General features: G+C 61.3%; 14 protein-coding genes. 7 read left to right on the top strand and 7 right to left on the bottom strand.

Translation table 11 applies throughout. The annotated features are described in order from the left end of the window. The 5 genes from ACIQ36_RS03225 to ACIQ36_RS03205 form a co-directional block, all read right to left on the bottom strand. On the bottom strand, positions 1–1,416 hold a 1,416-nt coding region (locus tag ACIQ36_RS03225), incomplete at its 3' end, for a HAMP domain-containing protein (protein WP_395825766.1). 93 nt (positions 1,417–1,509) lie between these two features. After that, positions 1,510–2,397, bottom strand: coding sequence for an SMP-30/gluconolactonase/LRE family protein (locus ACIQ36_RS03220; protein ID WP_395825763.1), 888 nt, complete (start codon positions 2,395–2,397; stop codon positions 1,510–1,512). A gap of 10 nt (positions 2,398–2,407) precedes the next feature. Further along, positions 2,408–4,180, bottom strand: a complete 1,773-nt coding sequence (locus ACIQ36_RS03215) for an IlvD/Edd family dehydratase (protein WP_395825760.1) — start codon at positions 4,178–4,180, stop codon at positions 2,408–2,410. An 11-nt stretch (positions 4,181–4,191) separates the two neighbouring features. Then, a complete protein-coding gene (locus ACIQ36_RS03210) occupies positions 4,192–4,821 on the bottom strand; it encodes a 2-dehydro-3-deoxy-6-phosphogalactonate aldolase (protein WP_395825757.1) in 630 nt (209 codons plus the stop codon). A gap of 2 nt (positions 4,822–4,823) precedes the next feature. Next, positions 4,824–5,765 carry a 2-dehydro-3-deoxygalactonokinase gene (locus ACIQ36_RS03205; RefSeq protein ID WP_395825754.1) on the bottom strand — a complete coding sequence of 314 codons (942 nt, stop codon included), beginning with the start codon at positions 5,763–5,765 and terminating at the stop codon, positions 4,824–4,826. 173 nt (positions 5,766–5,938) lie between these two features. On the opposite strand from ACIQ36_RS03205, the gene ACIQ36_RS03200 reads away from it, so the two are divergent. The 7 genes from ACIQ36_RS03200 to ACIQ36_RS03170 all read left to right on the top strand — a co-directional run bounded on the left by ACIQ36_RS03200 (position 5,939) and on the right by ACIQ36_RS03170 (position 10,795). Then, entirely contained in the window at positions 5,939–6,652 is a 714-nt protein-coding gene (locus ACIQ36_RS03200; protein ID WP_395825751.1) for a FadR/GntR family transcriptional regulator, read from the top strand. 89 nt (positions 6,653–6,741) lie between these two features. Next, entirely contained in the window at positions 6,742–6,939 is a 198-nt protein-coding gene (locus ACIQ36_RS03195) for a twin transmembrane helix small protein (RefSeq protein ID WP_395825748.1), read from the top strand. Between the two features lie 2 nt (positions 6,940–6,941). Continuing rightward, positions 6,942–7,505, top strand: coding sequence for a cob(I)yrinic acid a,c-diamide adenosyltransferase (locus tag ACIQ36_RS03190; protein ID WP_395825745.1), 564 nt, complete (start codon positions 6,942–6,944; stop codon positions 7,503–7,505). Positions 7,506–7,630: 125 nt separating this feature from the next. Beyond that, on the top strand, positions 7,631–8,380 hold the full coding sequence (locus ACIQ36_RS03185) for an electron transfer flavoprotein subunit beta/FixA family protein (RefSeq protein ID WP_395825742.1): 750 nt from the start codon (positions 7,631–7,633) through the stop codon (positions 8,378–8,380). 2 nt (positions 8,381–8,382) lie between these two features. After that, the gene (locus tag ACIQ36_RS03180; protein WP_395825740.1) at positions 8,383–9,321 is read left to right on the top strand and encodes an electron transfer flavoprotein subunit alpha/FixB family protein; all 939 of its coding nucleotides are present in this window, start codon (positions 8,383–8,385) and stop codon (positions 9,319–9,321) included. Between the two features lie 70 nt (positions 9,322–9,391). Next, positions 9,392–10,261, top strand: a complete 870-nt coding sequence (locus ACIQ36_RS03175; RefSeq protein ID WP_395825737.1) for a 3-hydroxybutyryl-CoA dehydrogenase — start codon at positions 9,392–9,394, stop codon at positions 10,259–10,261. 9 nt (positions 10,262–10,270) lie between these two features. After that, positions 10,271–10,795, top strand: a complete 525-nt coding sequence (locus tag ACIQ36_RS03170; protein WP_395825733.1) for a hypothetical protein — start codon at positions 10,271–10,273, stop codon at positions 10,793–10,795. Positions 10,796–10,804: 9 nt separating this feature from the next. Here ACIQ36_RS03170 and ACIQ36_RS03165 read toward each other — a convergent pair whose 3' ends face one another. Then, a complete protein-coding gene (locus ACIQ36_RS03165; RefSeq protein WP_395825729.1) occupies positions 10,805–11,194 on the bottom strand; it encodes a hypothetical protein in 390 nt (129 codons plus the stop codon). Then, positions 11,187–12,563 (bottom strand): DNA recombination protein RmuC, encoded by a 1,377-nt coding sequence (locus tag ACIQ36_RS03160; RefSeq protein WP_395825727.1) that lies wholly within the window; start codon positions 12,561–12,563, stop codon positions 11,187–11,189. The genes ACIQ36_RS03165 and ACIQ36_RS03160 overlap by 8 nt, the downstream gene beginning before the upstream one ends. Positions 12,564–12,671 lie beyond the last annotated feature (108 nt).

Genomic DNA, 12,671 nt, shown 5'->3' with positions numbered 1-12,671 from the left:
GACTTCGACCGTCTGCTGGGTTGCCCCTTCGGCCATATTGGCCATCGAGCCCGAGGCGTTGCGCATTTCCTCCGCCGCCCGGCGCACCGTGGTGACGATTTTGGCGACGCTCTGTTCGAACTGATCTGCCATATGGGTAAGGGCTTTGCGGCGCTCGTCCGCCGACCGCTGGCGCTCGGCTTCGGCTTCGGCGCGGGCGGTTTCAACCTCCATTGCCGTTTGCCGGAACACATCGAGCGCGCGGGCCATTGTGCCAATTTCATCATTGCCGCCGACGCGAACGGTTTCGGTCAAGCGGCCCTGTCGGACGGCGTCCATCCCGCCGGAGAGGAGTGTCAGGCGCCGGGCAATCGTGCGATGCCCAATGCCCCAGCCGACGGCAAGCGCGATCAACAGGCTGGCGGCAATCAAGACAACCTGCATCAGGCTCGCTTGATCGACGAGGGCGAGGGTGCGTTGGGTTTCGGCGCGGGCATCGCCCTGCACAGCCTGGGCCATTTCATCGACTTGTGCCGAGAGCATCTGCGCCTGCGCACTCACGCGCTTCAAGGCCTGGATCACACCAATTTGGGCATTGATACGCTTTTCAGCGAGCAAGAAAATGCCCGTTTCTTCATCGGCCGCAAGTTTAACTAAGCGCTGCACTGGCGAGACCAGATCGACATCCTGGGCGTCCTTCGAGAGGGTGACGAGCCGGGTTTCGAGATGGCGGAGAATGGCGAGGGTTTGGGTTTTGTTGCGGACCATCTGATCCACACTGCTGGTGGTCGCCGATTGGCGGGCCATAACCGACGCGCGCTCCACGTCCAGCATGAAGGCCGAACTTTCTTCGTAGAGCGGGAAATGGGTTTCGGCGAGGGCTTGCAGCATGCCTAAACCCTTGTCGAAATCATTGGAGAGTTCGAGGGGTACTTCGGTCAAGGAGAGCGACAGGTTAAACCGGGCTTTCTCGTTGATCGGGGCCAGCCGGTCGTTCAAAACCCGCGATGTCACCGTGATATTGGCAAGGCGCGCGCGCAAATCTTCTTCGGCATTCAAATAGGATTCGCGCGCCTTATGCACCGCGCTGACCTGCTCATTGAACTGCTTGACCATTTCGATCAGGCGCTCGTTCGATTTGAGCTTCCCGGTGAGGTCCCAGAGCCTTTCGATCCGATTATCAAGTGTGATCTTGCTAGCTTCGAGATTGGCCAAATCGGGCGCGTCGGCCAAAGCGGGCGCGCTTGCGGCAATCGCATTCGCCTCCGCTTTCAGATCCCCCGCCACCGCGACCGCGGGCAGATTTTCATTCTGCACGATCGTGAAAGCAACGCCGATCCTGTCATAGGCCCAAAGAGCCGCCCCGCCACCGACCGCCGCAAGCGCAGCTAAGCCCGCCAACGCAACGAACAGCTTCGTTTTAATCGTTAGCCGCATGATTTTCCTCCCCCGATGAAGCTGGTCGTTGTCCGACGCTTTGCGCGCTTCATTACGACGATGCTACACCCAAGGTTAAGAAAGACAAAAGTATTATCCGTCAAAAAGAGTCGATTTCACGCCCTGAATTGACGCATACGTTACATTATTGGGTTGATTAATGGCGTTAATCGACCAAATGAACCCCCCTTTTCCCATCGCATCTTGGGCGGAGGTGACGAAAAGCGTGCGCAAGTCTGCCCCGCCGAAGCAGCAGGAGGTCGGACGGTTGAAGGGTACGGACAAAACCCGTTCGCGGCTGCCATCCGGGCGATACCGGGTAATTCGGGCACCGTCCCAGTGGCAGGACCAGACGTGATCGTCAGCATCGACGCAGAGGCCGTCGGGATACCCTTCTTCCTCCGTCAACTGGGCGAAAATTCCACGCTCGCCCGTTTGGCCCGTATCAGGATCGTAAGGCGCGTAAAAAATCGTCCGATTGGCGCTATCGGTCAGATACATCCGGCGCCCGTCGCCCGACCAGCCGAGACCGTTCGTGACCGTAAACTGCACGGGCAGGGTTTCGATCCGGGGCGGGGAGCCGCTGAGGCAGTAGAACTGCCCTGTTGGGGCATTTTCCGCATCGTCCATGCTGCCGATCCAGAACCGCCCGGAGGGGTCGACCTTACCATCGTTCAGCCGATTGCCCGGCATGTCGGCTTCTAGAACGGCAAAGGGCACCAGCGCGGCGGTTTCGGGGGTAAAACGATAGACCCCTGATTTCAGCCCAACCAGCCAATCGCCCCCTTCGGTTGGCACCGCTGCGCCAACGGGTTCGGGCAGGGCAAAGCGCTGATAGGCCCCGGTTTTAACGCCCCCGGCCAGCCGATGCAGGCTCGGCTGTTTGATATCCACCCACCAAAGGGCCCCTTCGTGCCAGACCGGACCTTCGCCGAGTTTGCACGGTGTATCGGTAAGCTGGGTCAGAAGGGGTTCGCTCATGGCCGGTCTCTCAATGGGAATGGCGCAGGGTACTGCGGGCTGCGACCTGATGATAGGCGGTGGCAAAATCAAGACACCCGCCGGTTTGCAACTGCCCCACGGATTTGCGATACATCTCCTGCCACGGCGTTTGGCTCGCGGGAATCGCCGGTTGCGCGGGCTCATTGGCCTTGCGCGCCGCCCAATCGTCGGCGGGCAACAGCACATCGACCGTGCGCGTGCGCAGATCGACGCGAATCCGGTCGCCGGTTTTCAGCCACGCGAGCCCGCCGCCCGCCGCGGCTTCCGGCGAGACATTCAAAATCGAGGGGCTGCCCGAGGTGCCGGACTGCCGCCCGTCGCCCAAGGTCGGCAGGGCCATAATCCCGCGCTGAATAAGCGCATCGGGCGGCTGCATATTCACGACTTCCGCCGAGCCGGGGTAGCCAATCGGGCCGCAGCCGCGAATAACGAGAATGCAATTCTCGTCGATCGCCAAGGCCGGATCGTTCAGGCGGGCATGATAATCCTCCGGCCCGTCGAACACGATGGCGCGCGCTTCGAAGGCTTCGGGATCGTTCGGGTTCGACAGGTAGCGCGCGCGGAAATCTGGGTCGATGACGCTGGTCTTCATCAAGGCGCTCTCGAACAGATTGCCGCTGAGCACGACGAACCCCGCCGCCTCTTTCAACGGATCGCCGTAAGGGCGGATGACTTCCGGGTCCCCCGCCGGAATGCTGGCGAGAATATCGCCAATCGGCTTGCCGGTGACGGTGATCGCCGCGCCATCCAATTTTCCGGCACGCAACAGTTCGGCCATCACGGCGGGCACCGCGCCCGCCCGGTGGAAGGCCTCGCCCAAGAACCGCCCCGCCGGTTGGCAATCGACGAGAAGCGGGATTTCATGGCCGTAGGTCTGCCAATCCTCCAACGTCAGATCGACGCCAGCGTGCCGGGCAATGGCAATCAAATGCGGCGGGCAGTTGGTCGAGGCCCCAATCGCCGAAGCCGTGCGGATCGCGTTCAGGAAGGCCGGGCGCGTCATCACTTTGCGCGGGGTCAGTTCTTCGGCGACCATATCAACAATCCGCCGCCCCGTTTCATAGGCCATATGGCCGCGCGCGGCGTAAGGCGCGGGGATTGACCCGCAATAGGGCAGCGACATGCCCAAGGCCTCGGCGACGGCGTTCATCGACAAAGCCGTGCCCATCGTATTGCAGTGGCCGACGGAAGGGGCCGAGGCGGCGGCGGCGTCCATAAACTGCTGGTAGTCGATTTCGCCGGTGGCAAGCTGCTTGCGCGACGACCAAATGATCGTGCCCGACCCGGCAAGCTTGCCCTGCCAATGGCCATCTAGCATCGGCCCGCCCGAAAGCACGATGGCCGGAATATCGACCGTCCCGGCAGCCATCAGGCACGCGGGGGTAGTTTTATCGCAGCCGGTGGTGAGCACGACGCCATCAATCGGATAGCCGTGCAGGATTTCGACGAGCCCAAGGAAGGCAAGGTTCCGGTCAATCGCCGCGGTCGGGCGACGACCGGTTTCCTGGATCGGGTGCACCGGGAATTCAATCGGAATCCCGCCCGCGTCGCGAATCCCGTCGCGCACCCGCTGCGCTAATTCGATGTGATGGCGGTTACAGGGGGAAAGATCGCTGCCTGTCTGAGCGATGCCGATGATGGGCTTGCCCGACTGCAACTCTTCCCGCGTGATGCCGTAGTTCATATAACGCTCCAAATAGAGCGCGGTCATGTCCGGGTTTTCGGGATTATCGAACCATTCGCGGCTGCGCAGTTTGGTCATCGGACGTGTCCTTAGCGGGAAAGGGAAAGCGCCCAGGCCGCCACGAAGGCGCGGGCGTTGGTGCCAACGGTGGCCGGGTCCATCCCCGGCTTATATAGGGCCGAACCCAGCCCGAAGCCTTGTGCGCCAGCGGCGAGCCACGGTGCCATGGTGTTGGGGCTGACACCGCCAACGGCAAACAGCGGGGCGGTAGGGGGTAGAATAGCCTTCAAGGCTTTCACCATCTGCGGCGAGGCGGCTTCAGCCGGAAAAAGCTTCAGCCCATCCGCGCCCGCATTGAGGGCGGCAAAGGCTTCGGACGCCGTGAAGAAGCCGGGCAGCGCGTATAGTCCGGCGGCTTTTGCCGCACGGATCACGGCGGGGTCGGTGTGCGGCGACACGATGACGCGCGCGCCGATGTCCTTGAGGCGCGCAACCTCGGCTTCCGTCGTTACGGTTCCGGCCCCGATCAAGGCCTGATCGCCGAAGCGGCGAACGATGCGCGCGATGGAATCGAACGGCTGCGGCGAGTTTAGCGGCACTTCGATGCAGCGGAACCCGGCGTCGATCAGGGCTTCCGCCACACCTTCCGACTCATCGGGTTTCAGGCCGCGCAGAATTGCGACGAGCGGCAGGGCTTCGATGGCAGACCAGAAGCTCATATTCAACGTCCTTGGCGAAGATAAGCGGTGGCGAAGTGGGCGAGCCCGGCCACGGCGGCGGCATCGCCGGAAATCGGTTGGGCGGTGTAGCCTCTTAGGGCCAAGGCCCAGGCGTAACGGTCGGCGAGCGCGGCGCTAGCAATAACGGGAACGGTGCCGCGACCGCCCTCGGGTAAAGCCGCCGCCACTTCCGCGCCGATCAGCAGGCCGGAGAGATAATCGGCCAGGGCGAGGGCCGGGATTTTATCGAACAGCCCCAGCGTGCGCGTTGAAAATAGCGTGCGCAGCACGGCGGGATCAGCGAAAGCCTGCGCGACGCCGCGCTCGAACCCGGCGCGGGCCAGATCGGGCGGGGCGGCTTGCACCTGCCCGGCATCGTTGCGGACCAGACCACGCCCCAGAAGGGAGTGATCGCGTAAGAGGGCGAAAAGCTCACCTGTCATATAAGTGGCGAAGCTGACGATCCGCCCGCCCGCGACCTGCACCCATTTGCTGTGGGTGCCGGGGGCGCAGACGGGGCCATCGGCGAGACCGGCCAGGGCCAGCGCGCCGATAATCTGGGTTTCCTCGCCCCGCATCACATCGGGCACGCCGTCGCGCAGGCAGGAAACGCCGGGCAAAAAGAGGGCTGTGCGGCCATCTTTCAAGGTTTTGGGTAGGGCTTTGGCTAGCAGGGCGTCAATCCCTGCCGGCGCTTCGGCATAGGGAACCTCGACCCAGCCCTGACGGCTGCCGACCATGCCGGAGAGAATGACGGGCGCATCTGGCGCTTCCGTCAGCCAATCGCCGATAATATCGGTCAAAGCCGCCTCAAAGCCGCCAGGCGGGACCGCGAGAATGCCCTTGGCCGCCGCGCGCTGGTCATGGCAGGTGCCGTCCGCACCGAGCCGAAACGCCCGCAGATTGCTGGTGCCCCAATCCAGGGCGAAAATCGAACTGCTCACGCTTTCCTCACCTTTTTTCGGGGCGCACCCCAGGGGCATTTACGGTCTTGCGCCGTTTAGCCGGGAAGAATGCTAACAGAATATTGTATGATGAATAGCAAAAAACGCAGGGCCTCCGCTACCCTTGCCAGCGGCGGGCGGGAATGCGAGGGTTCGGCGCAGGGAGGAAACCAATGGCGGATCGCGGAAAACGCACCTATTCCCGGCGCAGCTTGCACGGCAAGGTCGCCCATATGCTTGGAACGCGCATCATGAGTGGCGAATATGCCCCTGGTGCACTGCTTCCGAATGAGGAAACCTTGTCGATCGAACTCGGGGTGAGCCGCACCGCTTTGCGCGAGGCGATTAAAGTTTTGGCTTCGAAAGGCCTGATCGAGAGCCGCCCGAAAATCGGCACGCGGGTCCGGCCCCAGCGGGTGTGGAACCTGCTCGATCCCGATATTCTCGCCTGGTCGCTGGCGACGCGCCCCGTGTTGGAGTTCATCCCCAAGCTGCTGGAATTGCGCGAAATGGTGGAGCCGGGCGCCGCCGCTTTGGCCGCGCGCAATCATACGCCCGAACAGGCCGCCGACCTCATGGCGGCCTTCAACGCCATGGACGCCGCCCCCGATCTCGACGCCTGGAATACTGCCGACGTGCGCTTCCATCAAACCATGATGGCGGCAACCGGTAATGATTTGATTGCTTCGCTCGGCGCGCTGATCGATTTAGCGCTGAGCACCAGTTTCGATTTTACCACCAAACATATCCCCGCGCCGCGCCGGGGCTTGCCGCTGCACAAAGTGTTGCTGGACCGGGTGCTCGCCCGCGACGCTGACGGCGCGCGCGACGCGGCCCTAGAGCTGCTGGGCGATGCGAAAGCGACCGTGGCGGAGATTAAGCTCTGACACTTCATGCGGGCGGCGAATAGGTCGATACCGTTCTGCGCACGACGCCCCCCTAGCCAAGCCCCCCGTTCCGCCCTACTCTCTTTGCCATGAGCACGATCCTTCTTGTCTTGCTGGGCGCGGCGATGCTGGCGGTCCTGGCTACTCTCTTCATCGGCCTGTTCACTATGGCGCGCGGCGGTGCGGGCTCGGCGGTGAAACAGAATAAGCTGATGCAAATGCGCGTCGGTTTTCAGGCGGCGGCCCTTGTGCTGTTCGTTCTGGCGCTGATTTCCAGTCAGGCCTGACCATGGTTCGGCTAACCCGGATTTACACGCGCGGCGGCGACACGGGCGAAACCTCGCTGAGCGACGGAAGCCGCGTGCCGAAAGATCATTTGCGCGTCGAAACCTATGGCACCGTCGATGAATGCTCTTGCGCCATTGGCCTCGCCCGCTTGCACGCGCCCCCCGAGATTGAGACGATTCTCGCCCGTATCCAGAACGATCTGTTCGACCTTGGGGCGGACCTCGCCTGCCCCGTCGATCAACCCTGGACCCTGCGCGTCACGCAGCCCCAGGTCGATTGGTTGGAGACAACGCTCGACGGGCTCAATGCCGATTTGGCCCCCCTCAATAGCTTCATTCTCCCCGGTGGTTCACCCTGCGCGGGCTTTTTACATTTGGCGCGCACGGTGGCCCGGCGGGCAGAGCGTCATTGCGTGACGCTGATGCGCCACGACGACACCGTGAACCCCGTGGCCTTGCGCTACCTTAATCGCCTGTCCGACCTGATGTTTGTCATTGGGCGCTGGGTGAACGATAAGGGCGCTTCGGACATTCTGTGGGTGCCGGGTAAGAACCGGGAAGGGTGAGATTTGTTGACGTATTGGTCAATTAACTAACCTATACGTCAACGTCACTCTTGACTTGTCGGGCGTTGCCCCGCAGAACAGAGTCCCCAAATTAGAAAACATCGGTGGGCGGAGAATTCGCAGCAATGAAGCTACTCGTCGCGGTGAAGCGCGTAATTGACTATAACGTCAAGGTCCGGGTGAAAGCGGATCAGACGGGCGTCGATCTCGCCAACGTCAAAATGTCGATGAACCCTTTCGACGAAATCGCCGTCGAAGAGGCGGTTCGCCTGAAGGAAGCCGGGATTGCGACCGAAGTGGTCGTGGTCAGCCTCGGCGTGACCCAAGCGCAAGAAACCCTGCGTACAGCGCTCGCCATGGGTGCGGATCGCGGGATTTTGGTGCAAACCGACGCGGAATTGCAGCCGCTCGCCGTCGCCAAACTGCTGAAAGCGGTTGTGGACAAGGAAGCCCCGCAGCTTGTGATCCTCGGCAAGCAGGCGATTGACGACGATAGCAATCAAACCGGCCAGATGCTGGCGGCGTTGCTCGATTGGCCGCAGGCAACCTTCGCCTCGAAAGTCGCGGTTGCGGGCGGCGAAGCCACGGTGACGCGCGAAATCGACGGTGGCTTGGAAACCCTCGCCATTAGCCTGCCCGCGATCATCACCACCGATTTGCGCTTGAACGAGCCGCGCTATGCCTCGCTGCCGAACATCATGAAGGCGAAGAAAAAGCCGCTCGACGTGATCGATCCGGCCAGCCTTGGCGTCGATATCGCTCCGCGTCTCACCACGCTGAAAGTCACCGAACCGGCGAAACGCCAGGGCGGCGTTAAGGTTGCCTCGGTGACCGATCTGGTGGCAAAGCTGCGCACTGAAGCGAAGGTGATCTAATCATGGCCGTTCTCGTTATTGCCGAACAAGATGCAGGCAGCCTGAAGCCCGCAACGCTGAATGCCGTTACAGCGGCGGCGAAATTGGGCGAGGTTCATGTCCTCGTCGCCGGGGCCGGGATCGGCGCTGCCGTCGATGCCGCCAAAGCCATCGCGGGCGTTACCAAGGTGCTGAGCGCCGATAGCGCCGACTATGCTCACGGCCTCGCCGAAGCACTGACGCCGCTCGTCGTCTCAGTCGCCAAGGGCTATGACGCCGTGGTCGCCTCGGCGACCACCTTCGGCAAGAATCTCCTGCCGCGCGTGGCCGCCCTGCTCGACGTGCAGCAGATTTCCGAAGTCGTCGGCATTGAAAGCGCCGATACGTTCGTGCGCCCGATTTATGCGGGTAATGCCTTGGCAACGGTGAAATCTGCCGATGCCATTAAGGTTATGACCGTGCGCGGCACGGCCTTTGATGCCGCTGCCGCCACCGGCGGGTCGGCTGCGGTGGAAGCGGTTTCTGCCGTTGCGGGTTCGGGCAAATCGAAATTCGTCGGCCAAGAGCTGTCGAAGTCGGAACGCCCGGAACTCACCTCGGCGCGGATCGTCATTTCTGGCGGGCGCGGGATGCAAAACGGCGAGAACTTCCAGCTTCTCGAAGCCGTGGCCGATAAGCTTGGCGCGGCGGTCGGTGCCAGCCGCGCGGCGGTGGATGCCGGGTTCGTGCCGAACGATTATCAGGTCGGCCAAACCGGTAAGATCGTCGCCCCGGACCTTTACATCGCCGTTGGCATCTCGGGCGCGATTCAGCATCTCGCCGGGATGAAGGACAGCAAGGTGATCGTGGCGATCAATAAGGACGAAGAAGCCCCGATTTTCCAAATTGCCGACTATGGCCTGGTGGCCGACCTCTTCAAAGCCGTGCCGGAATTGAAAGAGGAACTAGACCGCAGCGCCTAAGCCTGGGTAAGCTGCTAGCCCTTCGCATCGCAGGTGCGAAGGGCTTTTTTGTCGAAAGAGGGATTCCAGCATGAACACCATCGGTATCATCGGCGCGGGCCAAATGGGCAGCGGGATTGCTCAGGTCTTCGCGGCCGCGGGCTACCCGGTGCATATTCTGGACGTGTCGGAAGACCGGCTTGCCGCTGGGGTTCTGGCAATCTCGAAGAATTTTGACCGGCAAGTCAGCCGCGGCAAATTGTCGGAGGCGGATAAGCTGGCGGCCCTGGGGCGCATCACCACGGGCACCCAGTATACCGCCTTCACTCAGTCCGATTTGGTGATTGAAGCCGCTACCGAAAATGAAGCGCTGAAGCGCGAGATTTTCAAAACCCTGGTGCCGTACCTGAAGCCCGAAGCGATTGTCGCCTCCAACACCTCCTCCATCTCCATCACCCGCCTTGCCGCCGCCACCGACCGGCCCGGCAAGTTCATCGGCATGCACTTTATGAACCCGGTGCCGGTGATGCAGTTGGTCGAACTTATTCGCGGCATCGCCACCGACGAAGACACGTTTGCAAGCGTGCGGACATTGGCCGAATCCTTGGGCAAGACGGTCGCCGTGTCGGAAGATTTCCCGGCCTTCATCGTCAACCGCATTCTGCTGCCGATGATTAATGAGGCGATCTATACGCTCTACGAAGGCGTTGGCTCGGTCGTCGCTATCGATACCGCCATGAAGCTCGGCGCGAATCATCCGATGGGGCCGCTGGAGCTTGCGGATTTCATTGGGCTCGATACCTGCCTCGCTATTATGCAGGTGCTGCACGACGGGCTGTCGGACACGAAATACCGCCCCTGCCCGCTGCTGGTGAAATATGTCGAAGCCGGATGGCTCGGGCGCAAAGCCGGGCGCGGTTTCTACGATTATCGCGGCGAAAAGCCGGTTCCAACGCGCTAAGCCCGACCGATGACCGAGGATACCCTTCTTACTCGCCGTTACCGGACGGCGTGCAAAGAGGGGGCTATCGAGTTTCTATACCTATGCTGCGTGATGGGGCTGGCGCTCTTTGTTTTCAGCACGTTATTCGGCCACCCTTACCTGAATATTCGAACAATCGAGTCGGCGCGCAATCAGATATCAACCACTTTTAGTTGGATGATTTCGATTTGCGTTGTTGTCTTTTTATTTTGGGCGCTTGATCTATTTTTTCGGGGCATATTCGGCGATCACCGCTTCATTAAAAGAAACTTTCTTGAAAAGAAAATGACGACATCTGTATGCGCTATTTGCGCTTACAGCGTAACCATCGACGCCCAAATTGCGATTAATCTAATTCGCGCGAATGGATTTGATGCCTTTCTTCTTGATTTAGATAAGATGACAATTTTTTATATATCGATGGAGTTTTTAACTGGTTTTTTCTCCGGCATCATAACGCGCTTTGCCTTCGGCTTTATGTCCGAAACGCTTGTTCCAAGCACCCGCCCCTAAAAACCCCGATTAATTCTGTTTCTCAACCGGCACCGGCAAGGCCGCCGCCTCAATCTCCGCCTGTAGGCTCGCCGTAAACTCGGCAAACATCTCGGGATCGGCTTCGGCTTCCTTGCGGTATTGCTCGGCCATCCGCTCACGCAATTGCGCCATCGTGTCGTCGAGCCCGGTGAAATCCGGGGCGGTATGGCGCAGGCCGAATTCCGATTCGAGCCCAGCGATCCGGCTGAGGGTCGGCCTATAGCTGGGATCATCGGCCAGGGCGATGAAGCTTTCGCGCCAAGCGACCTGAAGTTCCTCGGCATTGAGCCCCTCAAATGCCCGCCCGGCCTTGAGATAGCCTTCGATGAGGGCGAGGCGCTGCTGCGCGAAAAAGCTGGCGAGGGCCGTTTCATCCATTCTGTGTTGGTCCCGGTAGGCTGGCGACGGCGCTGCTCCAGCGCAACGCGGTTTCGACCGGCGGCGGGGTTTCGAGGCTATCGCCCAGCCCGGCGGTATCGAACTCGGCCAGTTTGCGCGCCTGCACCAGCACGCGGCTATCGAAAGCGCCCACGGCGCTATTATAGGCGCTGGACGCCGTTTCCAACCCCTTACCGATCTTCGACAGATGATCGGTGAAAGTGGAAAGCCGCTTGTGCATCTCGCGCCCATGGGCGGCAATCTCGCGGGCGTTTTCCGCCAGTCGCTCCTGTCGCCAGCCATAGGCGACGGCGCGTAGGAGCGAAATCAGCGTCGTTGGCGTCGCCAGAATCACGCTCTGCTCCACCCCGGCTTCGATCAGGCTGGGGTCATGCTCTAACGCGGCGGCAAAAAAATGCTCGCCGGGCAGGAACAGCACGACGAATTCCGGCGTATTGCCCTTGAACTGCTCCCAATAGGTTTTTTCCGACAGGGCCTTGATATGGGTGCGAATCTGGCGGGCGTGGTGCAGCAGATGCAGGCGGCGGGTTTCATCGTCGGTGGCTTCGACCGCCAGAAGATAGGCCTCGAGCGGCGCTTTGGCATCGACGATTACCGTCTTGCCGCCGGGCAGGCGCACGACTAGATCGGGCCGCAGCTTACGATCTTCCGGCGTTTGCACCTGTTCTTGGAAGTCGCAATGGTCGAGCATGCCCGCGAGTTCCACCACGCGCTTCAACTGAATTTCCCCCCAACGCCCGCGCACGGTGGGGGCGCGCAAGGCGCGGGTGAGGTTGCCGGTTTCAGATTTGAGGTCGTGATAGAGCTGGCGCATTAACGCCGTTTGCTCGCGCAGGCCGTGATAGGCCCCCTCGCGGGTCTTTTCCATCTCGCGCAAATTGGCATCGAGCAGGCCCAGGCGTTCGGTGACCGGCTGGAGCATGGCTTGAATGGCTTGGCCGCGCTGATCGAGATCGCCCTTGGCCGCCTGTTGCAGCTTGCCGAAATTCTCCTCGGCCAATTGCAGAAAACTGGCGTTGGACCGCGCCAAAGCATCGCTGGACAGGGCGCGGAACTGATCGGTCAGGGCACGGCGGGCGTCGTCCAGCAAGGCCAGATTTTCGCCGGTGCGGGCTTTTTCTGTTTCGAGCAACACGCGCAGTTCGGCATTCTCGGCGCGCAAATCGCCAATCGAGGTGCTGGCGTCGGTGAGATCGGTTTCCAGGCGGGCAAGGCGGCTGTCGCGGTCCTCAAGATGGGCGCTGAGAATGCCGGTGCGGCTGCGCGCAATCAGCCAGCCGAGCAGCAGCCCCAACAGGAGCGCCGCGAGGCCAATTAAGATCAAACCCACTTCCATCGATTGCGCCATACTCTCGCACCGTTAATAGACAGACTCGCGCGCATCTGGGATAAAAGCGTTCGTCGTTGGGTGCGACAGTAGCCCCTTTGTTCTCGTCCCGCTAGGTCTAGGTGAGGT

This window comes from Elstera sp. (assembly GCF_044372965.1).
In the GTDB taxonomy this organism is placed as follows: Bacteria; Pseudomonadota; Alphaproteobacteria; order Elsterales; family Elsteraceae; genus Elstera.
Note: the sequence above shows the minus strand (reverse complement) of the source record. Positions and strands in the feature narration are given on the sequence as shown.